Source organism: Halorhabdus salina (genome assembly GCF_013839425.1).
Lineage (GTDB): Archaea > Halobacteriota > Halobacteria > Halobacteriales > Haloarculaceae > Halorhabdus > Halorhabdus salina.
The window spans coordinates 64,545-91,404 of the sequence record NZ_JACDNP010000010.1 but is presented as its reverse complement, the minus strand read 5'-3'; the positions used below and the strand labels follow the sequence as shown (position 1 = coordinate 91,404).

At 63.9% G+C, this 26,860-nt stretch carries 23 protein-coding genes and 1 pseudogene; 14 read left to right on the top strand and 10 right to left on the bottom strand.

The genetic code is table 11. The features are described from left to right. The first annotated feature begins 297 nt into the window (after positions 1-297). Both thrC and HZR20_RS12300 read left to right on the top strand, forming a co-directional pair. A complete protein-coding gene (thrC, locus tag HZR20_RS12305; RefSeq protein ID WP_181687039.1) occupies positions 298-1,569 on the top strand; it encodes a threonine synthase in 1,272 nt (423 codons plus the stop codon). Positions 1,570-1,679: 110 nt separating this feature from the next. Further along, positions 1,680-1,994: a hypothetical protein gene (locus HZR20_RS12300; RefSeq protein ID WP_181687038.1), complete on the top strand. Its 315-nt coding sequence runs from the start codon at positions 1,680-1,682 to the stop codon at positions 1,992-1,994. 14 nt (positions 1,995-2,008) lie between these two features. Here HZR20_RS12300 and HZR20_RS12295 read toward each other — a convergent pair whose 3' ends face one another. Together HZR20_RS12295 and HZR20_RS12290 are read right to left on the bottom strand one after the other, a co-directional pair. Next, entirely contained in the window at positions 2,009-3,586 is a 1,578-nt protein-coding gene (locus tag HZR20_RS12295; protein WP_181687037.1) for an NAD(P)-dependent oxidoreductase, read from the bottom strand. Between the two features lie 95 nt (positions 3,587-3,681). Further along, positions 3,682-3,846 carry a DUF7556 family protein gene (locus tag HZR20_RS12290; RefSeq protein WP_181687036.1) on the bottom strand — a complete coding sequence of 55 codons (165 nt, stop codon included), beginning with the start codon at positions 3,844-3,846 and terminating at the stop codon, positions 3,682-3,684. Between the two features lie 206 nt (positions 3,847-4,052). Here HZR20_RS12290 and HZR20_RS12285 point away from each other — a divergent pair, with 206 nt between their 5' ends. Genes HZR20_RS12285 through HZR20_RS12275 form a run of 3 tightly spaced genes read left to right on the top strand, consistent with a single transcriptional unit; the run spans position 4,053 to position 7,295 of the window. Then, positions 4,053-4,904, top strand: coding sequence for a CBS domain-containing protein (locus HZR20_RS12285; RefSeq protein ID WP_181687035.1), 852 nt, complete (start codon positions 4,053-4,055; stop codon positions 4,902-4,904). Further along, positions 4,901-6,661 carry a glycine--tRNA ligase gene (gene glyS, locus HZR20_RS12280; protein ID WP_181687034.1) on the top strand — a complete coding sequence of 587 codons (1,761 nt, stop codon included), beginning with the start codon at positions 4,901-4,903 and terminating at the stop codon, positions 6,659-6,661. The genes HZR20_RS12285 and glyS overlap by 4 nt, the downstream gene beginning before the upstream one ends. Positions 6,662-6,689: 28 nt before the next feature. Further along, the gene (locus tag HZR20_RS12275) at positions 6,690-7,295 is read left to right on the top strand and encodes a dolichol kinase (RefSeq protein WP_181687042.1); all 606 of its coding nucleotides are present in this window, start codon (positions 6,690-6,692) and stop codon (positions 7,293-7,295) included. A 21-nt stretch (positions 7,296-7,316) separates the two neighbouring features. Here the strand turns inward: HZR20_RS12275 and HZR20_RS12270 are convergent, their stop codons facing one another. Then, complete coding sequence (locus tag HZR20_RS12270; protein WP_181687033.1) at positions 7,317-7,934, bottom strand: histidine phosphatase family protein; 618 nt, start codon at positions 7,932-7,934, stop codon at positions 7,317-7,319. Between the two features lie 118 nt (positions 7,935-8,052). Here HZR20_RS12270 and HZR20_RS12265 point away from each other — a divergent pair, with 118 nt between their 5' ends. Together HZR20_RS12265 and HZR20_RS12260 are read left to right on the top strand one after the other, a co-directional pair. Further along, positions 8,053-10,551, top strand: a complete 2,499-nt coding sequence (locus tag HZR20_RS12265) for a DEAD/DEAH box helicase (protein ID WP_181687032.1) — start codon at positions 8,053-8,055, stop codon at positions 10,549-10,551. A gap of 5 nt (positions 10,552-10,556) precedes the next feature. Continuing rightward, entirely contained in the window at positions 10,557-11,021 is a 465-nt protein-coding gene (locus HZR20_RS12260; RefSeq protein ID WP_181687031.1) for a GNAT family N-acetyltransferase, read from the top strand. Between the two features lie 11 nt (positions 11,022-11,032). On the opposite strand, the pseudogene HZR20_RS12255 reads toward HZR20_RS12260, so the two are convergent. Then, positions 11,033-12,225, bottom strand: a pseudogene (locus HZR20_RS12255) (anion permease). Positions 12,226-12,414: 189 nt separating this feature from the next. Here HZR20_RS12255 and HZR20_RS12250 point away from each other — a divergent pair. From HZR20_RS12250 to HZR20_RS12235, 4 genes are all read left to right on the top strand, one after another. Next, a complete protein-coding gene (locus HZR20_RS12250; protein WP_181687030.1) occupies positions 12,415-13,854 on the top strand; it encodes an APC family permease in 1,440 nt (479 codons plus the stop codon). Between the two features lies 1 nt (position 13,855). Further along, positions 13,856-14,608: a universal stress protein gene (locus tag HZR20_RS12245; protein WP_181687029.1), complete on the top strand. Its 753-nt coding sequence runs from the start codon at positions 13,856-13,858 to the stop codon at positions 14,606-14,608. 147 nt (positions 14,609-14,755) lie between these two features. Beyond that, the gene (hisS, locus tag HZR20_RS14635) at positions 14,756-16,891 is read left to right on the top strand and encodes a histidine--tRNA ligase (RefSeq protein ID WP_258560441.1); all 2,136 of its coding nucleotides are present in this window, start codon (positions 14,756-14,758) and stop codon (positions 16,889-16,891) included. Positions 16,892-18,051: 1,160 nt separating this feature from the next. Continuing rightward, on the top strand, positions 18,052-18,261 hold the full coding sequence (locus HZR20_RS12235) for a hypothetical protein (RefSeq protein WP_181687028.1): 210 nt from the start codon (positions 18,052-18,054) through the stop codon (positions 18,259-18,261). Positions 18,262-18,276: 15 nt separating this feature from the next. Here the strand turns inward: HZR20_RS12235 and HZR20_RS12230 are convergent, their stop codons facing one another. The 4 genes from HZR20_RS12230 to HZR20_RS12215 form a co-directional block, all read right to left on the bottom strand. Continuing rightward, complete coding sequence (locus HZR20_RS12230; RefSeq protein ID WP_181687027.1) at positions 18,277-19,344, bottom strand: hypothetical protein; 1,068 nt, start codon at positions 19,342-19,344, stop codon at positions 18,277-18,279. 84 nt (positions 19,345-19,428) lie between these two features. Beyond that, the gene (locus HZR20_RS12225; protein ID WP_181687026.1) at positions 19,429-20,712 is read right to left on the bottom strand and encodes a DUF7405 family protein; all 1,284 of its coding nucleotides are present in this window, start codon (positions 20,710-20,712) and stop codon (positions 19,429-19,431) included. A gap of 86 nt (positions 20,713-20,798) precedes the next feature. Then, a complete protein-coding gene (locus HZR20_RS12220) occupies positions 20,799-21,842 on the bottom strand; it encodes a DUF7350 domain-containing protein (protein WP_181687025.1) in 1,044 nt (347 codons plus the stop codon). Positions 21,843-21,915: 73 nt separating this feature from the next. Next, positions 21,916-22,065, bottom strand: a complete 150-nt coding sequence (locus HZR20_RS12215; protein ID WP_181687024.1) for a DUF7837 family putative zinc-binding protein — start codon at positions 22,063-22,065, stop codon at positions 21,916-21,918. Positions 22,066-22,244: 179 nt separating this feature from the next. Between HZR20_RS12215 and HZR20_RS12210 the strand changes: the two genes are divergently transcribed. Further along, positions 22,245-22,847: an IMPACT family protein gene (locus HZR20_RS12210; RefSeq protein WP_181687023.1), complete on the top strand. Its 603-nt coding sequence runs from the start codon at positions 22,245-22,247 to the stop codon at positions 22,845-22,847. A 21-nt stretch (positions 22,848-22,868) separates the two neighbouring features. Here HZR20_RS12210 and HZR20_RS12205 read toward each other — a convergent pair whose 3' ends face one another. Further along, complete coding sequence (locus HZR20_RS12205) at positions 22,869-23,957, bottom strand: sensor histidine kinase (protein ID WP_181687022.1); 1,089 nt, start codon at positions 23,955-23,957, stop codon at positions 22,869-22,871. Between the two features lie 93 nt (positions 23,958-24,050). Continuing rightward, complete coding sequence (gene upp / locus HZR20_RS12200; protein ID WP_181687021.1) at positions 24,051-24,725, bottom strand: uracil phosphoribosyltransferase; 675 nt, start codon at positions 24,723-24,725, stop codon at positions 24,051-24,053. Between the two features lie 154 nt (positions 24,726-24,879). On the opposite strand from upp, the gene HZR20_RS12195 reads away from it, so the two are divergent. Both HZR20_RS12195 and HZR20_RS12190 read left to right on the top strand, forming a co-directional pair. Continuing rightward, positions 24,880-25,569 (top strand): DUF5828 family protein, encoded by a 690-nt coding sequence (locus HZR20_RS12195; RefSeq protein ID WP_181687020.1) that lies wholly within the window; start codon positions 24,880-24,882, stop codon positions 25,567-25,569. 85 nt (positions 25,570-25,654) lie between these two features. Then, the gene (locus HZR20_RS12190; RefSeq protein WP_181687019.1) at positions 25,655-26,839 is read left to right on the top strand and encodes an inorganic phosphate transporter; all 1,185 of its coding nucleotides are present in this window, start codon (positions 25,655-25,657) and stop codon (positions 26,837-26,839) included. Positions 26,840-26,860 lie beyond the last annotated feature (21 nt).

The following is a 26,860-nucleotide window of genomic DNA, read 5'->3' as shown; positions in this document are numbered from 1 at the left end:
GAGCGAAGCGAGCGAGGACACCCGAGGAGAAAAAGGTGGTTGCCGGACCAGGCGGAGAACCGGTTGCACGCACAGAACGGACTTCTCGTGTGGTTGAGCGAGCGGTAATCCCGCGAGGAGCGAGACGCGACCAGCGGGAGCGTCTCGGAACTGTGAGTGGTGGAACCGCGAACAGAGCGAACGGTGTTTTTGGTCCAGCTTTTCGCGAGTCGGGTTCGCCCCGCGAATCTGACGAAATGAAAAGGTGGTGGCGTGGATTCCGCGGCTTTTTTCCACTGCGACACGTCGGAACACACAATGAGCTATCTGGAGATCACCCAAGACGAGCCGGCCGAGGCAACGGACGGGGTCTGGCTGACCTGCATCGAGTGCGGTGAGACGTTCGCTCCCTTCGAAGGGATTCGCTACACCTGCGACGACTGTGACGGATTGCTCGAAGTTCGCTACGCCGACCTGCCGACCTTCGAGGATTTCGGTGACGAAGCGAGTGCCTTCCACGGGGGCGTCTGGCGGTACAGTGCGGCATTGCCGTTTGACACCGGGGTCACGCTCCCGGAGGGCAACACCCCACTCCACGAGGTGCCCCGGCTGGAAGCCGAAGTCGGCGTCGAGCGCCTCCGGGTCAAACACGAGGGAATGAATCCGACCGGGAGCTTCAAGGATCGCGGGATGACCGTTGGCGTCCGGGTCGCCCAGGAAGTTGGTGTCGATCGACTCGCGTGTGCCTCGACTGGCAACACGTCGGCGGCGCTGTCGGCCTACGGGTCGCGGGCAGGACTGGAAGTGCTCGTACTCCTCCCGGAAGGAAAGGTCGCCGCCGGAAAGATCGCCCAGGCGAGCCTCCACGGGGCACACATTTTGGAGGTCGATGGAAACTTCGATCGCTGTCTCGACATCGTGCAAAATCTCGCCGATCGAGGCGAGGCCTACCTCCTGAACTCGCTGAACCCCTTCCGGCTGGAAGGACAGAAAACGATTGGCCTGGAGATCATGGAGCAGTTCCGCGACGAAGAAGGCCACTTCCCCGACCGGATCGTGCTGCCGGTCGGTAACGCCGGGAACACGGCCGCGCTGTACAAGTGCTTCCGGGAACTGGAGGCCAGCGGAGCGATCGACGCCGAAGATGTACCAAAACTCACGGGTGTCCAGGCCGAAGGGTCGGCACCGATGGTCGAAGCCATCGAGAAGGGGTGGGATCACGTCGAACGATGGGCGGACGTCGAAACGATCGCGACGGCGATCCGCATCGGCAATCCGGTCAATGCACCCAAAGCGTTGCCGGGTATTCGGGAGACGGACGGGACCGCAGTCGCTGTCAGCGACGACGAAATCACCGACGCCCAACGAACCCTCGCCGAGGAGGGCGTCGGCGTCGAACCCGCGTCGGCGACCTCGATCGCGGGATTGCGAAAACTCCGCGAGGAGGGCGAGATCGGTGCCGACGAATCCGTGGTCTGTCTGACAACTGGCCACCTGCTGAAAGACCCCGACGCCGCCGTCGCGGCCGGGACGGAGCCCGAACCGGTGCCAGACGATACCGACAAAGTGCTCGAACACCTGCGCTCCTGAGGAACGACCGGCAGTTGCGGCCCAGGTGGTGCCAGCGGTGCGCGTCAAACCCCAGGCTGACGCGTGTCTGCCGATGTTTTTTGCTGGCTGGCCAACTGTGACGGGTTGCCATGTCAGCCGATCACGAATCAGTCCCGACAGATCACGATCGACAGGTGGGGAACCACCGTAAGGATCGAGATCCGGTGCGTGCCGGCACCGACGACGGAAACGCCGGGGAGGGGGTGGATCGGCAGGCGACAGTCGTCACGGCCGAAACGGACGACCGCGGCGGATCGCCCGTCGAGTCGCCCTCCCCCGTGCATCAGGCAGTCGCAGCGCGAGAATTCCTCTGGCAGAGCTATCGCGGCTCGCGCGAAGACGGAGTCTACATCTGGATGCGGACGGGGGCCGGAGATCTGGGTGACACGGAGAAACAGCTGTAGAAACGTGGGACTGCTCAGAAGCCGTTGAGTTGGACGACCGTCGTATCGAGGATCCGGTCGTCGTCGTTGAGCGCCTCGAGGACGGCCGTCGTCGGCTCGTCGTCGAGATTGTACACCGACATGGCCTCCCCACCGATCGCCTCGCGGCTATTGAACATGCCCGCGATGTTGACGTCGTGGTCGCCCAGCACCGTGCCGATGTATCCGATAACGCCCGGTTCGTCCGCGTTCCGGACGATCAGCATGTAGCCGTGGGGAATCGCCTCGACCCAGTAGTCGTCGATACTGACGATACGGGGGTCTTGATCGGCAAACTGGGTTCCTTCGACGCTGAGGGAGCGCTCGCCGTCGCTGACCGTCACCGTCAGCAGGTTCTGGAAGTCCGGGGCCTCGTGGCTCGTTGAAACGTCGACTTCGACGCCCTCCCGCTGGGCGACGCGGCGGGCGTTGACCGGATTGGCGTCCCACCCGTGCGAATCGAACACGCCCGTCAGGGCGCCTGCCGTGATCGGTTCGACGTCCTCGGTCGCAATCTCGCCGGCATAGTCGACCGCGACGACCGAAGGTGTCCCCCCGAATAGCTGGAGGGCAATCCGACCGGCCGTCTCGGCCAGATCGGCGTACGGGCGGACCATCGGGTACTTGTCCGGCGAGATCGAGGGCGTGTTGACGGCGTTTTCGACTGGTTCGTCCGCGAACGCGGCGAGGATCTGTCGGGCGATCGCCGTCGAAACGGATTCAGCGGTTCCGGTCGTACTGGCAGCGATACCAGGCGTCACGATGACGTCCTCGACATCACGGAGCGGACTGTCCTCGGAGAGTGGTGCGTCCTGTACGGTGTCGAGCGCGGCGCCGTGAAGCGGCCCGTCGCCGACAGCCGAGGCCAGTGCGGACTCCTCGATGAGTGCCGGATCGCCGCAGTTGACCAGGTATCCCTCACCGAGTGCGTCGAACGCGTCTTCACCGAGGACGACATCGGCATCGGCGCTTTCGTGCAATGAGAGGAAGTCCGCCCGGTCGAGCACCGTCTCGTAGTCGACGATCTCGGCACCGATCCGTTCGATCCGTTCGTCCTCAGCGTCGGGGGCGTAGACGACGATATCGAGCCCGAGGTTCCCCAGCCGCTTTGCGACCTCCTGACCGACGTCGTCGAACCCGATCAAGCCGGCCGTTTTGCCGTCGAGTTCCGACCCAAGAATGTCACCTTTCGCCCACTCGCCGCCCTTGAGCCGGACGTGGCCCTGTGGGATCCCACGGCTGGTGGCGAACACCAGTCCGACGACGAATTCGGCGATCGATCGGACGCTCTCTTCAGGGGCGTTGGCGACCAAAACGCCCCTGTCGGTCGCCGCTTCTACGTCGATCGCGTCGACATCGATCCCGGCCTGTCCGACGATCTGCAGGTCCGGAGCGCGCTCGAAAACGATCGAGGTGACCGCTACATCGCCGGCGACGATCAGTGCGTCTGCGGTCTCGGCTTGGTCGGCCAGTGCCGTCGGCCCGTCGACCTCGACAGTCCGGACGTCGTGGCCAGCCTCGGAAAGCAGTGTCAGTCCGATCTCGTCGACCGGGCCCGTGACTACGATCTCCATATCAGGGGAGACTGCACGCCCCGGCATAACGCTTGTTTTCTCCCGCTCGCGACGGGAAGCAGTCCTGGAAGGCACAAACCCCAAAATAGCAAGCCCTATCGCCACGCCGACAGCGATGCCGCCTCCGCAACCGGCATCGAAAGATACGCGTTGTCGCGGCTGATGTCGGCAATGACGAGCGCCTCGTCTTCCTCGATTGCGGCCATGATCTCACCGTCTGATTGACCATCTGCCGCGAGCGCGTCGGGCTGTTGCGACATACTATGTGAGTAAGTAACAATCATACATAAACGTGCCGAAACCCACTGACAGTACCGCGATTCGTCCGCCAACCGTCTGACGATCGGCGACGGTTGGCTAATACAGTTTGGCCCCGACCGAGGCGAAAACCCATACTTTACGGGGTGAAATCGGGCACGTCGACTAAACAAAGATTTAGTACGTGGACCTGGGAGTACTTGCCAGTATGAACGTCGCGGACGTCATGACGCCACGGGAGGATGTCGTCACGGTCGAGATACCGGGCACCAGAGACGACGTCCTCGAGTATTTGCAAGAACGGCAATTCTCGTCGGTCCCAGTCGTCAAAGTGGCCGACGACGGCGAACAGTTCCGCGGGATCGTCACGCGTGACTCGCTGATTAAATCCCCTGATGAGGACCAGCTCGCCTTGCTCGTCGAGGAGGTGCCGACGACGACTGCGGACACTAATCTCACAGATGTCGCTCAAACGATCGTCGAGACGGGCGAGCCACGCGTGCCGGTCGTCGACGGACGGTTGGAAGGCATCGTCACCATCACTGACGTAGTCCGAGCGATCGCCGAAGGGAGCGTCGACGACGGCGATCGACCGGTCGGCGAACTCGCGCGACGTGACGTCAACTGCGTCTACGCCGGAACGCCGTTGCCGGTCGCCGAGCGGGAACTCTCTCACGCCGACGTGCCCTACGGCGTCGTCCTCGACGACGGCGGCGAGATGTGTGGCATGTTGACCGAAGTCGACGTCCTGACGGTCGCCGAGGTCGTCGAGGGCGAAGCCGAGACGGGCGAATCCATCGCCAATCAGGACGACGACTGGATGTGGGAAGGCATCAAAGCCGTCGGGAACAGCTACATGCCCACCCGGAACGTCGAGTTCCCCGACGAGCCGGTCAGCGAGTACATGACGGCCGACCTCGTGACGGTCAACGGCCGCCGGACTGCCCAGGAGGCGGCCCAGCTGTTGATCCGCCACGACATCGAACAGGTGCCGCTGGTCTCGGGTGACGACCTCGCGGGCATCGTCCGCGACATCGACATCCTGAAAACGCTACGATGACCCAGGTCGAGGCGGAACGACTGGTCGAACTGGCAAAGCGCCGCGGTTTCTTCCTGCAATCGGCCGGTGCCTACGGCGGCGTCTCCGGCTTTTACACCTTTGGGCCACAGGGCGCGGCGATGAAACGCAACGTCGAGGCGACCTGGCGCGACCGGTTTGCCATCCAAGAAGGGCACATGGAGGTCGACGCGCCGACAGTCCTGCCCGAACCGGTCTTTGAAGCCTCGGGCCACCTTGACGGCTTCGACGACATGCTCGTCGAGTGTCCCGAGTGCGGAGAGTCCCACCGGGCCGACCACATCGTCGAGGACACCGAGACAGGGATCGAAGAAGCCGAATCGCTGGCACCTGAACGCATCGAAGAAGTCATCGCCGAGTACGAACTCGTCTGCCCGACCTGCGGGACGGGACTGGCCGGCCAGGCGATCGAGCAATTCAACCTCATGTTCGAGACGACGATCGGTCCGGGCTCGTCTTCACCGGGGTATCTTCGACCCGAAACGGCCCAGGGCATCTTCATCGAGTTCCCCCAACTCGCCGAGTACGCCCGCAACCAGCTCCCCTTCGGCGTCACGCAGATCGGGCGAGCCTACCGCAACGAGATCAGTCCCCGGAAGTCACTACTTCGTGTCCGGGAGTTCAGCCAGGCCGAACTCGAACTGTTCATCGACCCCGAGGTGGACGAGCCGGACCTCTCGGCTGTTGGGGACGTTTCTGCGCGGTTCTATCCGGCCAAAGCCCAAGACTGCGAGGGCGGCGGCGTCATCGAGACCACGATCCAGAAAGCAGTCGACAATGGTATCATCGCCGACCCGTGGATCGCCTACTACCTGGGCGTCGCCGCTGAATGGTACCAGCGCATCGGGCTGGACATGGATCGGTTCCGCTTCCGCCAGCACCGCCCGGGCGAACTCGCCCACTACTCCGAGGACTGCTGGGACGCCGAGGGCGATGTCAGCGACCCCGGCAAGGAACCCGACTGGATCGAACTCGGTGGGTTCGCCTACCGGGCCGACTACGACCTCTCGAAACACGATGCCCACAGCGAAGAAGACTTCACGGTCTTCAAACAGTACGACGACCCCGTCACCGTCGAGAAACCGACGGTGGATCCGGACATGAGCTATCTCGGGCCGGAGTTTGGCGGCGCGGCCGGCGATGTCGCAGACGCACTCGAGTCCCTGGCTGAGGACACGCCGGATGCCTTCGAAGGCGAGGACGTGACAGTCGAAGTCGGCGGCGACGAGTACACCGTTCCGGTCGAGAAAACCGGCTTCGCCGTCGAAGAGATGACCGAGTCCGGCGAACACATCACCCCGCACGTCGTCGAGCCCTCACTCGGGATCGACCGGGCGCTTTATACCGCGCTGGATCACGCTTACCGCGAGGACGAAGTCGACGGCGAGGAGCGGACCTATCTCTCACTCCCGCCCGAAGTCGCCCCGACGACCGTCGGCGTCTTCCCGTTGATGGACAAGGACGGGTTGGGCGAGCGCGCACACGAGATCGCCGACGACCTCCGGGAAGCCGGCTTCGCGGTCACGTACGACGACTCGGGGGCGATCGGACGTCGCTACCGCCGCCAGGACGAGGTCGGCACGCCGTACTGCGTGACCGTCGACTACGACACCCTCGAAGACGGGACAGTGACGATCCGGGACCGTGATTCGACCGACCAGCGGCGAGTTGCCGTTGAGGACCTGGCGGCAACGGTCGAAGCCCTCGTCGCCGGCGAGGAAACGTTCGCGACGCTTTAGACCAGTGTTTCCCAGCGCACTCGAACGGCTGAACGACGAGATCGCCCGACGGCTCGTCCACGCGAGTACGAGTGCCATCCCGCTGTCGTACGTGTTCCTCGCGGAGGTCACGTGGCGAGCGGTCCAGCTGTTCCTGGGTGTGGCAGTCCTCGGGGCCCTCGGTCTCGAGATCGTTCGCCTGTACGTCGGTCTGGATTGGGCGATCTTCGATCGGCTCACCCGGAGCTACGAGCAAGAAAACCTCGCGGGCTACTTCCTAGGCGCGGTCGGACTTGCCGTCGTCGCCGTCGCCTTCACACCGCCTGGGGCCGAGTACCTGGTCGTCGGTCTGACGGAATCGCCGGTCGCCGTCCCGGCGATGCTCATGCTCACCATCGCCGACCCGTTCAGTGGGCTGCTCGGGTCGGGTGAACTCCGCCCGGCCAAGCAGACGTGGGTGTTGCTGGCGACGTTCGGACTCTGCCTGTTGCTCGCGGCTCCGTTCGTCGCGACGCCCGTCGCAGTGATTGGTGCGGTCGCCGCGACGCTCGCCGACGGGATCAAGCCGATCGTCCGGGGCTACGTCATCGACGACAACCTGACGATCCCGATCGGGGCCGCCGTGGCGATGGAAGCCGCTCTGACAGTACTGTAGCGATCGTCCTGGCGACTGGCGTCACTCCTCGAGATGAGCGGTCTCGCCGGAAAACGCCAGTTCCCAACTCTCCCCATCACGGACGAGTTTCGTCAACCCCGCAAGCGGTGCGTCCACACCGTCAGTGACACCGGCGAGACCGGCGACCACGCCCCCGATCGTCGCGCCGTGGCCGACCAACAACACGCACTCGGCACTCGCGTCGTCGACGATCCGGCGGGTGGCCTCGCCGATGCGTCGCTGAGCCTCCTCGTGGTCCTCCGGGAACGTCGGTTCTAGGAGCGGGCGATAGTTGGACTCGATCCGTGGCACGCGCTCAGCGAGGTCGTCCTCAGGGAGGCGTTCGGGGAACGAGTCGAACCACTCGGGATTGAGATGCTCACCGAGACCGGGTTCGAGGCGAACCGAGGCCTGGGTGGCAGCAGCGACGTGGCCGGCAGTCTGGGCGGCCCGGAGAAACGGTGACGCATATATTTCGCCGATAGTCACCTCGCTGAGGCGATCGCCAGCCTGTGTGGCTTGCCAATGGCCGTGGTCGGTGAGCCCGGGATCGTGGATGCGATCCGCGTGATCGTCCCAGTCGGGGTCGACGCTATCCTGTCGCTGTCCGTGCCTGAGCGCCCAGACGACGGTGGTCATCCCTGGGTGATTCGGTGACGGGAGTGAAAACAGCGTCGGCTGCTGGCCGCGTGATACCCGGATCACTTTCACCGTGGTATCCGAACGCTTAGGCGCTGTCGGGGCAAACGATGGCCCAATGGCAGCGACAGGCGAGGGTGACGAAGCAGACGGCAAGTCCGTCGACCGGCCGCTCGTCGAAGCAGGCGTACTCGAACAGCGGGCCTACCAGACCCAACTGGCAGCGGCAGCGGCGACCAGTCACACCCTTGTCTGTCTCCCGACCGGCCTGGGAAAGACGACCGTCAGTCTGCTGGTGACCGCCGAACGTCTCGATGATGTCGGCGGGAAGGCCCTCCTGCTGGCCCCGACCAAGCCCCTCGTCCAACAACACGCCGACTTCTACCGCGAAGCCCTCACGATCGACGACGATGAGATCGTCGTCTTCACCGGCGAAGTGCGGCCCGACGACCGCGCCGAACTGTGGGACGAGGCAACGGTCGTGATCGCGACGCCGCAGGTCGTCGAGAACGACATCCTCGGCTCGCGGATCGACCTTTCGACGGTGACCCACTGTACGTTCGACGAGTGTCACCGGGCGAGCGGCGACTATCCGTACACCTTCATCGCCGAGCGCTATCACGCCGAGGCAACGGACCCCCTGGTGACCGGCATGAGCGCTTCCCCAGGCGACGACGAGGAAGCGATCCTCCAGGTCTGTGCTAACCTCGGCATCCGCGAGGTCGAGGTGATGACCGAGGATGATGCCGACGTGGCCGCCTACACCCACCAGACGAGTGTCGACTGGGAGCGCGTCGAACTGCCCGAGCCGGTTATCGAGATTCGGGACGCCCTGCATGCGGTAATCGAGGACCGGATGAGCCAACTGAAAGAACTCGGCGTCACCGGGAAAACCCAGCCGGATGTCTCCGAGCGGGTGATCCGGAAGATCCAGGCCAAGATTCAGGAGTTGATGGACGCGGATCAATCAGAGGGCTATCAGGGAATGAGTCTGCTGGCCGAAATACGGAAATTGCGGACGGCCGTCACCTACGCCGAGACCCAGAGCGTCGAGAGCCTGCGCCGGTACTTCGAGCGATTGAAGAACGCCGCCCGATCCTCCGGAGCCTCGAAGGCCGACCAGCGGCTGGTCAGCGAACCGAAGGTCAGGGAAGCAGTCCGGAAGGCCGAGAACTTCGACGATCTGCACCCGAAATTCAGGCGGACGCGCATGCTGATCGCTCAGACGCTCGGGATCGAAGACGGCGAGCGCGTCATCGTCTTCACCGAATCCCGCGACACCGCCGAGACGCTGACGGACTTCCTGGGTGAGCACTTCGACACCCGGAAATTCGTCGGCCAGAGCGACACTGAGGGCAGTGACGGGATGACCCAGACCGACCAGCAGGAGACCCTGGATGCCTTCCGCGAGGGCGAATTCGAGGTCCTCGTTTCGACCAGTGTCGCCGAGGAGGGCCTGGACGTCCCTGAAGTCGATCTCGTCCTCTTTTATGAACCCGTCCCGACGGCGATCCGGTCGATCCAGCGCAAGGGCCGAACCGGCCGCCAGACTGAAGGAGCCGTCACGGTCCTGATCGCCGAGGACACCCGCGACGAGGCCTACTTCTGGAAATCCCGCCAGGACGAGAAGCGCATGGAGGAGGAACTGCGATCGCTGAAAGACGTCGCCGGCGAAATCGAGTCCCGGCTGGACGAACAGGTCAACCTGACGGCTTTCGACGCCGACGAGGAGAGTACAGCTGCCGACGCGAAATCTGATACCCACGAAGGCACCGGCGGCAAGCGCGAGGACAAAGACGGATCGACGGATGACGATAGCAGCAAGACCACAGACGACACCGACAGCCAGACCGGGCTCGATGCCTTCGCGCCGACCGAGGAGGATGCAGTCGAGTCGGCTGATGACGGAGACGATGGCAACGCGGACGAACCAGAGGGGACAGCCGCCACAGCCGACCGCGAGGAGGGATGTGAGATCGTCATCGACCAGCGGGAACTCGACAGCGCGATCGGCCGGGATCTGGCCCGGCGCGAGGGGATCGAAACCCGGCTTGAGACACTGGAAGTCGGCGACTACGTGCTCTCTGATCGGGTCGTCGTCGAGCGCAAATCGGTCGCGGACTTCCTGGATACACTCACGGGCGGCGACCGGTCGGTCTTCGAGCAAGTCAAAGACGACGCCCGCTACTACGATCGGCCGGTCGTGATCCTCGAAGGCGAGGGCCTCTACGAGGAACGCAACGTCCACCCGAACGCGATCCGAGGCGCGCTGGCGGCGCTGGCGGTGGACTTCGGCGCGAGCGTCCTCCGGACCGAGAACGAAGAGGGGACGGCGGCCTTGCTGGCGACCATCGCCCAACGCGAACAGGAGACCGCTGATCGCGAGATCAGCGTCCACGGCGAGAAACAATCGAAGACGCTTCCCGAACAGCAGGAGTACGTCGTCGCTTCGATCGCCGACGTCGGGCCGGTGACCGCCCAGGCGCTACTCGAAGAATTCCGGACCGTCGAAGCCGTGATGACCGCAAACGAGGATGACCTACAGGAAGTCGAGGGGGTCGGTGAGGTGACGGCCCAGCGAATCCGGGAGGTCGTGGGCAGCGACTACGAGGGGTAAGTGGGATGGCGACGACCAGACCCGTCCGGCCGGACGAACGCGACGAGGTGCCGGATCTGTACGGGATGCTCTTCGAAGAGCCCCAGCAGCGGACGGCCGCGGTCGAGGCGGCCTGGGAGACGCTCCAGGCCGACGACTCGACGGTCCTCCTCGGCGTCGAACACGAGGGCCAACTCGTCTCGACGTGCCAGCTCTCGATTATCCCGTCGGTGACCCACGGCGGGCAACCGTTTGGCGTGATCGAATACGTCGTGACCCACGAAGACTGGCGCGGAGAGGGCTTCGGGACCCGGTGCGTCGAGGCGGCGATCAGCCGGGCGCACGAAGCAGATTGCTACAAAGTGCTGTTGCAGACCGGACGATCTGAACCCCGCGTTCACGACTTTTACGAGCAGTGTGGATTCGATCCAGACGCGAAGACGGGCTACTCGTTGCGGTTGGACGAGTACGGACAACTCGACAGGTTGTAGCTCGCTCGAGTTCACTGCATCCCGAGCGCCGTCGAAAACACCCAGTAGATGCCGTAGCCGACACCGACAGAGGAGGCCAGCGTGATGAGCCAGAAACTGACGGTGACGCCGATCTTCCGGCGGGAAACGCCGGCCGATCCCGCAGCCAGGCCGCCGCCGATCACGCCCGAGATGATGATGTTGTTGAACGAGATCGGGATGCCCAGCGCGATGGCTAACTGGGCGATGATGAACCCAGGGACGAGGGCAGCGATGGAGCGCCGCTCACCCAACTGGGCGTACTCCCGGGAGGTGGCCTGGAGCAGCCGTGGGGCACCCATCCAGGCACCGGCGAGAATCCCGGCACCACCGATCGAGAGCAGCGCGATCGTCGGTAGCCCGAGTTCGGTGACGAACAGCGATTCCAGGGGCCCGGTCGCCAACCCGACCTGGCTCCCGCCCGAGGAAAAGGCCACGACGCTGCCAAGCGCCACCAGAAAGGTCCGGATGCCCCGTTGGACCGACGCCTGGGTCCGCCGACGGATCACGAGAAATCCGAGGACGGCAAAGGCCACGGTGGCGACGCCCCGGACAAGCGGGGACGGGAGGTCGACCAGCATGGTCGCGAACCCGGCGACCGAATTCTGGGTCGCCCCGCCGGAGACGGCACTATCCCGAGTTCGACGTTCGCGATAATGCCCGACACGATGGCGGCCAACAGCGGGACACCGACCGTCTCGGGGATGTCGTCTCGGCGAAGGATCGTCGCGGTCTCGAACGCGAGTCCACCCGAGACGGGCGGGACGAGCAGCCAGAATAGCGCGAGTTCCTGATACTTGGCGAGGGCCGGATCGCCACCCAGCGACAGCCCGACACCGACCATCGCGCCAGTTGTCGCGAACGCGGCCGGCACCGGATAGCCTGTCCGAACACCGAAGGCCATGAACGCCGCCGCTGTGAGGAGTCCGGCCGTCGCGGCCAGCGGCGTGATCTGCGTGTTCAAAATGAGCTCCCTGCCGACGGTTTCCGAGATCGAGCCGCCCTGCAGGAGTGCACCCATGGCCGCGAGGATCCCAATCAGAAACGCCGCCCGCATCGTCGAGATGGCGTTGGCCCCGATCGCCGGCGCGAACGGCGGCGAATTCGAGTTTGCCCCCAGCGCCCAGGCCATCCCGATACAGGTCAGCGTCGCAAGCACTGCCAGCGCCCAGAACGTGAGTGCCATTTCAAGACGACCTCCCGCAAGCGGCGGCCTCACGAGAGACGCTTGACCACGATTGGGATGCCATTGGACGATCGTTCGTTCGGTTTATGTTAACAAGTTGCGGTGCCTTGTCGATCCCGGGGCCCTAAGAGACACGTCAGTCATATACCCCGTCGGTGGAACTATGTGTCAGCTAATACCACACACAGTATGGCGGATTCCTCAGAGACCGGCGAAGGGACCGGCCAAAACATCGAGGGGGAACGACCGGAACCCGAACCGGAAACGGTCACCGAGGAGACGACGACGCACGACGAAGGTGTCGAACTGGAGCGGACGATCGGGCTCGTCGGTGGGCTGGCGATCGGTATCGGCACGATGATCGGGGCGGGAATCTTCGTCTTTCCCGGCCTCGCAGCCTACCAGGCTGGCCCGGCGGCGGCGCTATCCTTCGCGATCGGTGGTGTGATCGCGCTGCTGGTCGCCCTGCCAGCCTCGGAACTCGCGACGGCGATGCCCCGCAGCGGGGGTGGGTACTACTTCATCTCCCGCAGCCTGGGGACGGCCGGCGGCGCGATCGTCGGGCTCGGCCTGTGGCTCGGGTTGGTCTTCGCCGCGGCGTTTTACCTCGTTGGACTGGGCCACTACGTCGTCGCCGTCCTCGATGAGATTGGAGTTGCCCTCACTCTCGGACCAATTCCGCCTCACGTAGTGCTCGGGCTGATCGCCGGAGCCGCACTGACTGCGCTCAGCGTCGGCGGCACCGAGCGGACGGCAGCGCTCCAGAACGGCATCGTCGTCATCTTGCTCGTGATTTTGACTGGTGTCCTCACCTTCGGCGTCCTCGACGCACTGGGCGTGTTCGGTCGCCAGTCCGTTCCCGACACGTTCTTCTCGAAAGGCTACTTCCCGGTGCTCTCGACGGCCGCGCTCGTGTTTACGTCCTATCTCGGGTTCGCCCAGGTGGCGACCGTCGCGGGCGAGATCAAGCAGCCGAGTCGAAACTTGCCACTAGCGATGATCGGATCGGTTATCATCGTGACCGTCTTCTACGCGGTGACGATTCTCGTCGCCACGTCGACCTTCGGCGCGGATCGACTCGGCCAGTTCGGCGAGACCGCGATGGTCAATGTTGGCCGGGACCTGTTGGGGTTGCCCGGTGCCGTGCTGATTCTCGTCGCCGGCCTGCTGGCGACGTTTTCCTCGGCGAACGCCTCGATCCTGAGCGCTTCGCGGTCGATCTACGCGCTGAGCCGTGACGCCCTGCTGCCGCGGAAAGCCAGTGAGATCAACCTGAAGTACGGCACGCCACACGTCGCCCTGGCGATGGCCGGTGGCCCCATTCTCGTGCTCGTCGCGACCGACAGCGTCGAGATCCTCGCGGAGGTGGCATCGTTCCTCCACCTGGTGATGTACGCACTGATCTGTGTCGCCCTGCTCGTGTTGCGCCGTCGGGATCCAGACTGGTACGAGCCGGACTTCCGGATGCCAGGCGCGCCAGCGTTGCCGGCGATCGGTGCCGTCGCCAGCATCGCGTTGATCCCGTTCATGAACGGCGCCTCGATCGTCATCGGGATCGTGATCATGGCGCTGTCCTACGGTTGGTATCGCTACTACGCCCCAGACATCCGACTCAAAGGTGACATCTAACATGACCGAGAGACCGAGCGTACTCGTCCCCATTCGAGTACTCGAAGACGAATCGCTTCCCGAAGGGACCACCGAGTTGCTTGCAAAGGCCCACGTCGTCCTGCTGGGATACCACGTCATCCCGGAGCAAACCGCGCCCGGCCAGGCCCGGATGCAGTTCGAGGACCAGGCCCTCTCGCGTCTCGACGCCTACGAGGAACTGCTGGTCGATGCCGGAGCGACCGTCGATCAGCGCCTCGTGTTCACCCACGACGCTCAGCAGACGATCGATCGCCAGATCGCCGAGTACGACTGTCTCGCCGCCCTCGTTCCCCGAGCGCTTGCCGCGGTCGAGGATGTCCTCGTGGCTGTCCGCGGGACGGTCGGCCTCGACCGACTAGCCCGCGTAGTGGGCGGCCTGTTCGCCGACCGCGGGATCGACGTGACGCTGTATCACGTGACAAGCGAGGACGAGAGTGACGCCGACGTCGAGGTGCTGTTGGACGGGGTGATCGACCGCATGGACGAGAACGGCTTCGACACGGATCACGTCGATACCAGGACCGACCGGGACGTGAAGCCGGTCGACGCGATTGCGGATCTCGCAGAAACCTACGATGTCGTCGTCATGGGTGAATCCGACTCGTCGTTATCGACGTTCGTCTTCGGGATGCCAGCCGACCAGGTCGCCGAGCGGTTCCTCGGACCGGTGCTCGTCGTCCAGCGCGAACCGGCGGCCGACCCTGAGGCGAGCGACGCCGACGACCAGCCCTGAGCGGCCTCGATCAGCACCAACCGATATATATTTCGGGACCGAGCGTTCAGAGACAGTCGTGATGGTGCGTATCGTCGGTGAGTGTGTTCATCTCCGCTAAGTTCTCGATAGTCGTTCGATCAGCACCCAGCCACGAGGTGGATTGCGATGGCTGGTGAGCGAGTGCTGGTCCCCGAAAAGGGACGCAACGCCGGGGCCGCACTGTCGATCGAACTCGACGGCGAAGGCTACGATCTTGAGTGGATCCGCTCACTCATCAATGGCAAAGGCAAACGAGCCGCCAAGACGGGCGAAGGCTTCGAGGAGTTACAGGCCCAGATCGATCGGTTGAACGCGATCAACGACACTGGGGACCCGGACACCGGCTACACCGATCAGATGGGGACCTTCCGGATCGGGTTCAAACACTTCGGGCGACTCAATCCCCGCCCGGTCTTAGAGAAAATCGAATTCACCGATCGCCGAATCGAGGGGTACGAATCGCCACGTGACGCCTGGGAGCAAGGTGCGAGCCGGTTTTACGCGGGCTACGACGCCATACTCGAGGAGCTACTTGGCTACGAAGACGTCGACGTGAGCGTGGGATTCGAATCAGCCGTCGAAGCCGTGCTGGCCGACCGCGGCTATCAGCGGACGGGCGCAACTGGGAGCGACGTGACCTGGGCGGCGATGTCTGGCGATGACGAGATTCCCGAGCGCCCCGAGGCCGTTCTCGTCCCCGAATCCTTCCGGCGACTCGGAGCCGCGCTGGCCCGCGTCGTCTGGGACGAGGAGTCGCCGCTGTACACCTACGACGAGTACGCACACAAGAGCGACATCGACTTCACCGACGAGGAACAGGTTCTGGCCGACGCTAAACCCGGCGTCGCGGGCATTTACATGTTCGTCACCGGCGGGACAGCCAGGGAGTTCGGCCTCGCGATCGAACCGATCGAGGGCGCACAGAGCCGCCTCGGTATTTTCGAAACGGAGACCCAGCAAACCATGGTCGAAACAACGAGTCTGAAAGGAATGTACGATCGCCTGCCCGGGGAGTTTTCCGCCTGGCGGGCGCTGATCGACGTCGTCGAACAGACGGCCCGTGAGTTCGGGTTCAGGGAAATCAACACGCCCGCAGTCGAGCGGACGGAACTGTACCGGGTCAAGTCCGGCGAGGAACTCCTCGAACAGACCTACAGCTTCGAGGATCGGGGCGGTCGGGAGGTGACACTGACGCCCGAACAGACGCCCACCAGGGCACGGATCGTCCAACAGCGCAAGGATCTCTCGACGCCGATCAAGTGGGTCGACACCTCGAAACGCTGGCGCTACGAGAACGTCCAGAAGGGCCGGGACCGTGAGTTCTTCCAGACAGACATCGACATCTTCGGCATCGAATCGGTCGCCGCCGACGCCGAAGTGATCGCCTGCGGGGCGACGATCTACCAGAAACTCGGCGTCGAAGACAGCGTGGAGTTCCTCATCAACGATCGCAACCTCTTGGAGTCAATTCTCCAGGCCGAGGGCGTAGAGAACACCCAGGCGACGATGGAAGTCATCGACGACAAGGAGAAACTCGAAGAAGCGGAGTTCCGGACGGCCCTGACCGAGAGCGGCCTGTCGGCCGAGCAGGCCGAACTGGTCGACGACCTGACGGACATCAGCGGGCCGATAACCGAAGCGATCGACGAACTCGAAGCGATCGCTCCCGACGATCCGGCCGCCCAAACCGCCGTCGACCGAATGGCGTCGCTGGCCGATCACCTCGATGCCTACGACGTCGCCCAGATGTGCAACCTCGACCTCTCGATCGTCCGCGGACTCGCTTACTACACCGGGTTGGTCTTCGAGGCCTTCGACACGCGGGGCGAGTTGCGGGCGCTCTTTGGCGGCGGTCGCTACGACGAGCTCGTCGGATTGTTCGGCGACCAGGACGTCCCCGCCGTCGGGTTCGCCTTCGGGTACTCGACGACTCGAGAACTCCTGAAACGGGAAGGGGTCTGGTCGGAAGAGACCGTTTCGACCGACGTCTACGTTGCCACCGTCTCCGAGAGCGTCAGAGACGTCGGAGTCGAACTCGCAACCGACCTTCGGGCCGAAGGGCTGACGGTCGAAACGGACCTGGCCGACCGGAACCTCGGCAGCCAGTTCGGCTACGCGGACGGAATCAACGCCACCTACGCCATCGTCGTCGGCGAACGCGACCTCGAAAACGACGAGGTGACGCTGCGCGACATGGCGAGCGGCGACGAAGAGAACGTCCCGGTCGACGACCTCGTCGAAATCGTCGGCGATCGGGTGTAGCTGAGCCAGTTCTGCCAATCTCCTGCTCCTGGCCTTCTAGCCGACAGCCTACAGTACCGCTACCGCATAGCGATTGTGAGCTTTTTCGACCCTGTGACAGTGCGCTTCTGTCGTCGCTCAGCATCCATATATCGAAATGTAGTTTACTACGGATTCACTCCTCTTTCTGCCGAGGCTCCAACTTCGAACCGAATCCCGACGAGACAGTTTGTGCCCGCTACTAGAGAGATTGGTCAGAGACGTAGGTCCATAGCCTGGTTCTGCTTTCAAAACAACTGAATTCTGGTGGACTGGGAAATCAAAGATTTTCAGGCGACCAAAATAGTCTGCCTTCTGGTGAAATGAGAGGGCGAACCACGCGTGACGGTGCCGCTGTCACGGTGTGGGCCGGTAACGCTAACCTTTCCGTAAACTCGAGTAAGCCGAGCAGGGAGTAGTGAAACCGGGATCGAGGCGACCGTCGGGAAAGCAGGTTCACATGGAATACACACAACAGGCCAGGAAGCGCCCGAAGTGTGCCGAGTCGGGGGCCGAAACTGGCGAGGCCGCTCTGACTGCTCTCGATCGTCTCGAATCCGCTATCCGGGCACGATACCATTGAGTAACTCTGGGAGTGCCGATGGACCAGTACGCCGCAGCACCTCTACAGGACAGAAACAGCCGGCCCAGCCGCGAGCACTCGATGCAACTCGTCACCGACCGTGGGAGGACGTCAGTAGCCCATAAACCAAAATCAGCTATATTGAACGACGGGAGTGGCGGGTGGAGAGCCAGACAGATCCTCCTCGTGAGGGCTCGCGAGCCGTAAGCCGGCGCCCCATCGTGGAGTGGACGCTTTAGCCCCGGCCGACTGTATCGCGGGCATGGCGTTTCTGGACGGCCCGTACTTGCTCGATTGACGCATGGGAACGTACTACCGAGCCATCGAGGACTGCCGATAGTCGATATCCGACCGATGTCGACCGGATCGCCGACGACGAAGGCAGGAGTGACAGCTGAAAGATCGAGGGCGCGTACACGACGCCCGAGACCTGCTCGAACATGTCGCCTCCGAACGCCCGGAAGAACGCTGGTTCTGGGCAGCCTTTTCGGTCAGAGACCAGCGAACGCGTCCGTGGCCGAACCGGTTGATTTACCACCGGGAGGCCCACAGGTCGGGTATGAACAGCGTCACGGATCGCTTTGCGGATCGACTGGAGCCGATCGGGATCGTGACGGGGGCGTTTCTCGTCGTCGTCGGACTGGGCACGATGGCGGGCCAACCCTGGAGTACGAACGGCAGTACCCTCGTCTCGGTGATTCAGCTACTGGGCGTCGCGGGCATGATCGCCATCGGCGTCGGCCTTGCCTGGCTCGCCCGGACCGAGTGAAAATCAGCGGCGAGATCAGCCTTTCTTTGGTAGGTACGCCATCGCAAGCAGCGCGACAGCGGCGAGGAAGCTGAGAATGGCGACGCCCCAGAGTCCGTTCATCCGCTCGTGGTAGTAGTCGATCTCGGATTGCTGTTGCTGGTAGGACTGGAAGGCATCCTCGCTGGGGAGAATTTTGACGGACGACTCGTCCGGGAAGTACACGAAGTACTGTTGGTCGTTGAGCGTGACGTTGCTCGCCCCTGAGAGCCGGACCGGGTTCGTCCGTTCGGCCGACCAGACCAGCGGAACGCTATCGCCGGTTACGTTCCCGATCGTCGCGTCGTTGCCCTGATACCACACCTCTTGTCCTTCTTCGAGGGTGGCGGTGTCGGGCTCGGGCAGATAGTCCGAAAGAGCGAGCGTCCCGTTGTCGGCCCGGAACACGACAGACCGAACGCCATCAACCGAGACAGTCTCGTTGTAGACAGCCGAGTCGCGGGCGAGACGGTTCGAGACGTCGAATTCCTGGACGAACGTTGCCGAGTCAGGCTCAGTGACGTTCGGTACAGTCACGCGGTAGGATTCGCCCCAGACCAGGGTGACGCCGTCGTCGTCGATCGCCGTGACGGTCGTTTCGTTCTGTCGGTAGGTGAGCGTGTCTTCGACGGCGACCGTCGTATTTTCGGAAGCGTTCGCGACGTTCGAAAGCATCGCCATCGGCGAGTCGGCGGACGTGTTGACCGTCACGCGATAAGTGCCGTTTTCGTAGGGGATCGTCGAGCCGTCTTCGAGCGTCGTCGACCAGCGGGCGTGCTGGCCATCCCACCGGAGATCAAGTGGAGATATCGTCGTGTCGTTGCCGAGTGTCTCGGTGTAGCGGGCCGACTCGTTCGTCCAGACGAGTTCACCGGAGCCATCGCCCGAGCCATCGACACTCTCGACGGCGTACGTCCGATCCTGCACGCTGAACGTGTCGCCGGCAGTGTGTGCCTCGCCCGGCAGCGACACCGACGGGGCCTCCGAGATGCCGATGAAGGCGTAGGCCCCGGCGCCGACGACGAGGAAGAGCACGACAGAGATCGCGACAGCGCGTCGTTGCATATCACGTCGATCCGGCGGGCCACCCAGTAAACGTTACGACACCGGGGAAATCGGTCGAGACTGTTGCCTTCAGCACGGAGAGCATCACGCCGGGTGTGCGTCCGGGAGCGCCCGATGGCGTCGCGGTGGGACGAGAAAGTTCCCCCGGTGAGTGGTGAAAATGTACTCAAGAATGCCGTTGTTGACCCGCTGTCGAATCGCCGGCTCGTCGGTCAGGTCGGCCCCGTTCATCGACTGCCGGACTTCTTCAAAGGCCGTGATGCCCCGTTGGAGTGAGGGAAAGTGCAACGCAGCGACGTCGCCGTCGGTCGACTCACAGTGACGCCGGAGGAGTCGGACATTGCCGTCGCTGTCGCGATTGGCCCGCGCAGCCTTTTGGGCGTGGCCGACACGGCCGAACTCGCCGGCATGCTCGCGAACGTTTTCGATGATCGCGGGCGTGAGTCCGCTGTCGCTGCCCAAGTTCTCCCCAATTCCCTCGACGAGTCCGTCCTCAGCGTGGACGGGGCTGAACAGCTCTGCGACCCGCTGGGGGAAGTTCTGTTCGCCATACCAGTCATCGAGGCGCTGGCGGAGGCGCGAGACGTGCTTGGTCGTCCCGCCGGCAAACGGCCCTGATTCGATCGTCACGTAGTCCTCAGTAGCCTGATTCCCGCGAAATCCAGCCTCAAACCCCATGAATAGCGGCGCAGCCTCGGGGACGGGCTTGGAATCGGGGATTCCGTCCACGTCCTGTTTCTCGGCTGGGAGTCCCTCACCGACAAAGCCAGTCCGGCGGTCAGCAACCGAAAACACGTCGGTGAGTGGTGTCTCGACGGCGACGCCGTTGGCCCGATCACGCTCGCCCCGTAGCGCGCGGTCGGCTTCCAGCACGACGTCGGCCCGGTCGCTGGCGAGGTGGAGGAGGGCGTCCTGCGTGTCAAAAGCCGGGTCCTCGAACGGGGATAATCGGCGCGGCGGCGGCAGGTCGACGGACTCGGGCAGCGAGGCGTCGAAGCGTTCGAAGTAGGCCGGCGAGTAGCCGACAGAGTAGATGAGGCCATCGTTCGAGCGCTCGTAGGCCCGATCCAGCGTCGACAGCGCCGACTCGACGGTCGCCCGATCGGCCTCGGTCGGCGAGCCGGTCCGATCCAGCGTCAGATACAGGAACACCTGGTGACGCGGGAGTTGCACGTTGCCATGGTCGTCGGTCCGGATTCGGTCGTTCCAGGCGTGCTGGCGATCGGGCACCGCTCCAGGGTCCTCAACCCCTGTCGGCACTGGCTCGGCCGTCTGCTCGAGGCACGCACTCAGCGCCGCCGCGCCGCCGGCCGCTACCGCGGCCTTGACGAACTGGCGTCGGCCGAGTCCGGATCGCTCCGCTGGCATGGGTCACTGTTGGGGCTCCGCCCCGAAAACCACACCGCCTCCGGCGACTCCGACGCGCTCCAGCAGTATCCCCGACCGGCGAGCCGCTATAGCTGGACCGATGCTGTCGAGATATCGAAAAAGGCCGTCTCGTAGCCCTCGTGGCGGGCGACCTGTGGCGGCGTCTCGACGGGCACTGAGAGAGTGCGTCCGGTCGGATCTACCGACAGGGTCGTCCCGTAGTGATAGCCCAGGTCGGGATCGAACGTTCTGGTCAATTGCGTCTCGGTTAGCCCGTCGCCACCGGTGAGACGGGCGGCCAATCCCATCCGTGAGAGGCGAATCCGGTTGTGCCGGGTGTGGGGAATCACCGCGAGATATGGACCGGCGTCGATTCCCGGCGGCGCATCGCTGCGGATGGCGACAATATAACGGATGTCGCCGGCCCGCACCGTGGCTGTTCGGCCGGCAAGCGTCGCTGTATCCGGCGCTGTTGCGCCAGCGATCGCATTCCCCATCGGATCGAGCGCGCCGCGCTCGCCGGCCCGGTCGAGACGGTCGAAACGGAGGTCGTTCACCGCACCGCTGTCGAACGAGTACGATAGCGACGCAGTCACTGGATCGCTGAATCGATCGCGAAAGGCCCCCGTCAGCCGGACCGTGGGCGCGCCGACAGTCACGTCGAGTTGATAGGCGCGACCGTCTTCGAGCCCGGTAAAGTTGTCGCCGTGGTGGAGCCCCATCGTCTGGGAGAGCATGGCATAGATCGTCTCCTGGGCGACCAGAGAGCCGTCTCGCTCGATCGTCACCGAGAGCCCGACTTCGGGGACGACGAGGCCAGTCTCTCGATCTCGGACGGTCGCCATCAGGTGAAGCGAGTCGTCGTCTCCCAGCGGAACGCGCTCGGAAGCAGTGCCAGTGACCGTCCAGAAGCGATGGGGGTAGCTGTAGGTCACGACGAGTTCGTACGGACCGGCCGTGACCGAGCCCACGCGATCCATGCCCTCGACGTGACTGGGCACGTAACTCCCTTGGGGCCGCTCAGAGACGATAGTCGGGACGTCGATTGCCCGGGACTCGATCGAGCCACACCCGGCCAGTGTCGTCGCTCCCGCAGCGGTCGCAGTCGCGAGAAACGCCCGTCGGTACACGCGATGTAGTACGGTCCGGCAGTCAAAACGGGTTGCGGTGTCGGTCGCCCCTACCGGGACTCTAGCGGCCCGGTCACTCCGGGCGAACGACGTCAGTACACTCCGGACACGTCGCGTACATGGCCTCGCCGCCGGCACGCTCGTAGGTTATCAGCACCCGTCGCTCCTCGATCGGCGCATCACAGTGCGGGCAGCAGCCGACGGCGTGGCTGTGGTGTTGCATTGGAAAGGGGAACGACTCGGAGCGTGTGACTGTGTGTCGTCAACGACGCTCCACATACAGCTGGTTCGCGAATGAGTAAATAAGCCACCCGACCGGAGTGAAAGTGAAACTGCGGGACAGCGACTGCACGGGCCGCCGACGCGAAACTGGTTTCTCCCCGGGCCGCGAACGCCCCGGCAGTGAGCAGCGAGGTCTATCGGACGATCGCCGAACCCGGGCGTTCGCGGTTCGTGATTTCGGGCTCGGAGTTCATCGGCCACGCCCGGCCCGTCGAGACAGTCCCGGCTGCCGAGTCGTTCATCGAGGAGGTCCGGGTGGAGTACGACGACGCGACCCACAACGTCCCGGGCTACCGGGTTCGAGACGACCCGCTCAGAGAGTACGAAAGCGACGACGGCGAGCCGTCGGGATCGGCCGGCAAGCCCGCACTAAACGTCCTCCAGGGCCAAGACCTACAGAACGTCGCCGTCGTGGTGACGCGATACTTCGGTGGGACGGAGTTGGGCGTCGGCGGGCTCGTCAGCGCCTACTCACGGGCCGTCAAGGAGGCAATCGAGGACGCGAGCGTCACGGAAGAGCGCCCCCACGAACAACTGTCGATCACCGTCGAATATGACGATTCAGGGACGGTCAGAGGGATTCTAGAGAGCGAGGGTGTCGAGTTCGATGGCGACTACGGCGAGGACGTACAATTTTCAGTGCGTGTGCCGACTGCGGAAAGCGACGAACTGTGCGATCGAATCGCGAGTGCGACCAGTGGCCGGGCGGCAATCGAGCGGTGAATAGCCGGGGAGTCCCTCGACTTACTGCGATGTGGCCGCCGGTAACTGGAGTTCGACGACGGTTCCTCCGTCGTCACGCTCCCCGAAGTCGAGACGTCCACCCGACTTCGAGACGATCCAGTTGCTGAGCCAGAGTCCAAGACCGCGCGTGTGTTCGAGTGGGGTTTCATAGCCCCGTTCGAGAACGGCGAGATCGGCGGCCGGGATGCCAGGTCCGTCATCGACGATCCTGACTGAAACCGTTTCCTCGTCGCCCGATTCGTCCCGGGCACACTCGATCCAGACGTGTGGCTGTGGGCTGTCGTTGTGTTCGACAGCGTTCACCAGCAAATTGTCGACCGCCGATTCGACCAGCGGGTGTGCCGAAACCTGCGCCGAATCCGGAAGCGACACGTCGATGTGCGCGTCGGGGTGCTCCTGGCCGACGCGTTCGATCACGTCCGCCAGAAGCGAGGTGAGATCGACGGCCGTTCGATGGTGGTCATCGTCCTCGGTGAGGAGTTGTTCGATCTCGCGGGCGTGATCGCCCAGTTCGACGAGGTCGCTCGCCTGCCGCTCGATGACCGAGACGTGATGGGAATCCTCGAGACGATCGGCCAGGAGTTCGGCCCGCCCCCGGATGACGTTCGAGTGATTGCGAATGTCGTGTCGGAGGACGCGGTTGAGGACTGTCAGTTGTTTGTTCAGGCGTTCGACGTGGGCACGAGTACGTCGCTGTCGAGCGTTGTAAACGCCAGTGACCAGTCCCACGACACCGCCGAACGAGGCCGCGTTCGCAAGCACGTACATCTGGTCGCTCATGACGACGTCTTCGGCCGCCTGGTAGCGGATCATGAGTACGTTTCCCAGCGCGAAAACGACTGCCCCGAACAGACACCAGAGGGCGATCCGAGATACGTGGGAGCCGTCGAAGTCACTCTGCCAGAGCCACCACGCCCCGACGATGACGGCCCCGGCCAATCCCATGGGGACCAAGATGCCATAGAGGACCGTTCGAAGGTTCTCGTGCGGTTCGAGAAAGTGCAAGACGTGGAGCACAAGCAAGACACTCCCGACGCCGGACACGAGCGCGATACCGGCCGCATGTCGGCGCGGCTTCCGGCGTAACATTGCCGTCCCGACCTATTTGGACTACCCGGACCAAAAAGATACGTCTTCGCGGATATCTGGTGGTGGTCCTGGAAGACAGATAGAGAAGCAGAGTCAGGTCGTCCGGAACGCCCGGTCGCCAGCGTCCCCAAGTCCAGGCACGATGTAGCCGTCGTCGTCGAGATGATCGTCGATGGCGACGGTCAGCAGTTCGATGTCGGGGAACTCCGAACGGAGTCGATCGAGTCCCTCAGGGGCGCTGACGGCCGAGAGGATGATCACGCGCTCGGGGTTGGTACCATCGAGTACCTCGTCGATGACGGCACACATCGTCGAGCCCGTCGCGAGCATCGGGTCGGCGATGATGAGGGTGTCCTCGTCGTGGATCTCGGGCATCTTGTTGTACTCGATGGAGATGTCGAACTGGCCCTCACTATCCATGCCACCTTCCTCGTCGCGGCCGGCCGAGATGACGCCCTGTTTGGCACGGGGGAAGGCCTTGAGGAGGCCTTCGACGAACGGCGTCGCCGCGCGAAGGACGTTGACGATGACGACATCGTCCATGTCGCCGACGCGTTCGCCCTCGGTCGTCGTCAACGGCGTCTCGACGGTGACCGTCTCGCGTTGCATGACGCCATCGATGATCTCGTAGCCACAGATACGGCCCAGTTTGACCAGCCCTTTCCGGAAGGCGACCTGTTCAGTATCGACGTCTCGTAGTCGTGTCAGCGTGTCCTGCGCCAGTGCGTGGGAGACGACCTTGGCCCGGTCGTAATTTTCGATAGTCATCGTCGGAACTGAGACGGTGGGACCTCAAAGGCGTTGATATTTGGGCCGACAATCCGCGAGAGAGATCCTCACACGGCGATAAAGCTTATGCGGAGCGAATCCCAATCGGGGCCAAGACGGGAGACGATCTCCGTCAAAACTCCCGTGATCGCTTATGGAAGAGAGTGTCTCCGGCTTCAAGGTTCGCGGCGAATGGATCGACATGGTCGAACACGGCGAGCGAATTGTGCGGGCGATTCAAGACCTCGCCGACGAGTATGACGTCGACGAGACGGTCCTCGAGGAGTTCGACGAGTGGCGACCCAAGAGCCACGAACGACTCGACGAGGACGTCAACGAAAAGACGGCCCAGCAGGCCCGCGTCAACGAAGGCGAAGGCGAAAAGCAAGGCAAAGACCCCGACGACGACCTCCGGTCGGCTGGTGAGAAACTCGCTGACTCATACGAGAACCTCAACGATCCCAATGAGGCAGTCAACAACTGGAGCGAGTCGATCGACTACGTCGCCCGCGCGGCCGACTCGGCCGGCCGGAAGGCGATCCGTGCGGTCGAAGACCGCGTCTACCGCAATGTCATGACCCAGGTCGCGCCCTATTACTTCGACAACGACCTGGTCAGCGCGAACATCCGACGGATCGACGACGAAACCCCGGAATACGTCTTCGAGGTCAACGTCAACGACGACGATCTGAAGATCCGAGTGTCGAACAAACTCGCCGACTTCGATCAAGAAGTCGACCGCTGGCACGTCGATACCGAAAAGGAGATCGAGACGCCGGAAGTCGCCGAGGGCATCGAGGTGCCACGGACCAACCACGACGAAGCCGACGCCAATACGAACTGACGAGCCGGGACAGCAAGCCGGCCTCCCGGGCCGTTCTCGCCGAGATCGCAGCCTATTACCGCACACAGTAGCAACGCCGGAGTATATGGGACTGGCAGTGACTATCGGAACCGTGCTCGTCGCGGCACTGGCCAGTCTATTCATGGCGTGGGCGATCGGTGCCGGCTCGTCCGGCTCGACCCCATTTGCGCCCGCGGTCGGGGCCAACGCCATTTCAGTGATGCGAGCGGCACTGATCGTCGGCGTCCTCGGGCTGGCGGGGGCAGTCCTCCAGGGGGCGGCCGTCACCGAAACCGTCGGCCGCGGGCTCGTTCTGTTTCCCGATGGCGGCGGCCTGACTTCGTCGGCCTCGATCCTGTTGCTCACGATCGCGGGCGGCCTGGTCGCGGTCGGCGTCTTCGCCGGGTACCCGATCGCAACGGCCTTTACCGTGACCGGAGCGGTCGTCGGCGTCGGGTTGGCGCTCGGTGGGGAGCCAGCGTGGGGAACCTACCAGGGGATCGTCGCACTGTGGGTCGCCACGCCCTTTGTCGGCGGCGGGGCAGCCTACGGCACTGCTCGCTGGCTCCGAAGCGGGGCCGGCGGCGAAGCCCGGATCGTCGCCGTGCTGGCCGGGTTCGTCGGTGCCATTCTCGCGAACATTCGCTTTGCCCTGCTGGGGCCGGCGGGCGAACAGGCTTCAGTCGCGGCTGCGATCGCGACGAGCCTGGAGGCGGGCATCGTCGTGCAGGTGGCCGTCACACTGGCTTTCGCAAGCCTCGCATTCGGGGTGGTCTATCAGGGGATGCGCAACGATCGCGAGCGCAGCCAGCGACGGTTCCTGCTCGTCCTGGGCGGCCTGGTCGCGTTCTCGGCGGGCGGCAGCCAGGTCGGACTCGCGATCGGACCGATCCTGCCGGTCGTCGAACCGTACGACCTTCCGCTCGTCGTCGCGTTGCTTGCCGGCGGGATCGGTCTGCTGGTCGGCTCCTGGACCGGCGCGCCACGCATGATCAAGGCGCTGAGTCAGGACTACTCCTCGTTATCTCCACGGCGATCGATCGCGGCACTGATCCCCGCATTCGTCATCGCCCAGATCGCCGTCTTCTTTGGCATTCCCGTCTCGTTCAACGAAATTACCGTGAGTGCGATCGTCGGCAGCGGCTACGCTGCAGGCGGGAGCGGGATCAGTCGGGCGAAGATGGGCTACACCGTCCTCGCCTGGATCGGGTCACTCGTGATCGCACTGGTCGCGGGGTACGGCGGATACACACTCCTCACGATGATCTGAGATCGCGATAAACGCGACGAA

What these genes read in the sequence shown, in the direction of transcription:
- thrC (WP_181687039.1), top strand. Translation starts at nt 298, where the DNA reads ATGAGCTATCTGGAGATCACCCAAGACGAGCCGGCCGAGGCAACGGAC.
- HZR20_RS12300 (WP_181687038.1), top strand. Translation starts at nt 1,680, where the DNA reads ATGTCAGCCGATCACGAATCAGTCCCGACAGATCACGATCGACAGGTG.
- HZR20_RS12295 (WP_181687037.1), bottom strand. Translation starts at nt 3,586, where the DNA reads ATGGAGATCGTAGTCACGGGCCCGGTCGACGAGATCGGACTGACACTG.
- HZR20_RS12290 (WP_181687036.1), bottom strand. Translation starts at nt 3,846, where the DNA reads ATGTCGCAACAGCCCGACGCGCTCGCGGCAGATGGTCAATCAGACGGT.
- HZR20_RS12285 (WP_181687035.1), top strand. Translation starts at nt 4,053, where the DNA reads ATGAACGTCGCGGACGTCATGACGCCACGGGAGGATGTCGTCACGGTC.
- glyS (WP_181687034.1), top strand. Translation starts at nt 4,901, where the DNA reads ATGACCCAGGTCGAGGCGGAACGACTGGTCGAACTGGCAAAGCGCCGC.
- HZR20_RS12270 (WP_181687033.1), bottom strand. Translation starts at nt 7,934, where the DNA reads ATGACCACCGTCGTCTGGGCGCTCAGGCACGGACAGCGACAGGATAGC.
- HZR20_RS12265 (WP_181687032.1), top strand. Translation starts at nt 8,053, where the DNA reads ATGGCAGCGACAGGCGAGGGTGACGAAGCAGACGGCAAGTCCGTCGAC.
- HZR20_RS12260 (WP_181687031.1), top strand. Translation starts at nt 10,557, where the DNA reads ATGGCGACGACCAGACCCGTCCGGCCGGACGAACGCGACGAGGTGCCG.
- HZR20_RS12250 (WP_181687030.1), top strand. Translation starts at nt 12,415, where the DNA reads ATGGCGGATTCCTCAGAGACCGGCGAAGGGACCGGCCAAAACATCGAG.
- HZR20_RS12245 (WP_181687029.1), top strand. Translation starts at nt 13,856, where the DNA reads ATGACCGAGAGACCGAGCGTACTCGTCCCCATTCGAGTACTCGAAGAC.
- hisS (WP_258560441.1), top strand. Translation starts at nt 14,756, where the DNA reads ATGGCTGGTGAGCGAGTGCTGGTCCCCGAAAAGGGACGCAACGCCGGG.
- HZR20_RS12235 (WP_181687028.1), top strand. Translation starts at nt 18,052, where the DNA reads ATGAACAGCGTCACGGATCGCTTTGCGGATCGACTGGAGCCGATCGGG.
- HZR20_RS12230 (WP_181687027.1), bottom strand. Translation starts at nt 19,344, where the DNA reads ATGCAACGACGCGCTGTCGCGATCTCTGTCGTGCTCTTCCTCGTCGTC.
- HZR20_RS12225 (WP_181687026.1), bottom strand. Translation starts at nt 20,712, where the DNA reads ATGCCAGCGGAGCGATCCGGACTCGGCCGACGCCAGTTCGTCAAGGCC.
- HZR20_RS12215 (WP_181687024.1), bottom strand. Translation starts at nt 22,065, where the DNA reads ATGCAACACCACAGCCACGCCGTCGGCTGCTGCCCGCACTGTGATGCG.
- HZR20_RS12205 (WP_181687022.1), bottom strand. Translation starts at nt 23,957, where the DNA reads ATGTTACGCCGGAAGCCGCGCCGACATGCGGCCGGTATCGCGCTCGTG.
- upp (WP_181687021.1), bottom strand. Translation starts at nt 24,725, where the DNA reads ATGACTATCGAAAATTACGACCGGGCCAAGGTCGTCTCCCACGCACTG.
- HZR20_RS12195 (WP_181687020.1), top strand. Translation starts at nt 24,880, where the DNA reads ATGGAAGAGAGTGTCTCCGGCTTCAAGGTTCGCGGCGAATGGATCGAC.
- HZR20_RS12190 (WP_181687019.1), top strand. Translation starts at nt 25,655, where the DNA reads ATGGGACTGGCAGTGACTATCGGAACCGTGCTCGTCGCGGCACTGGCC.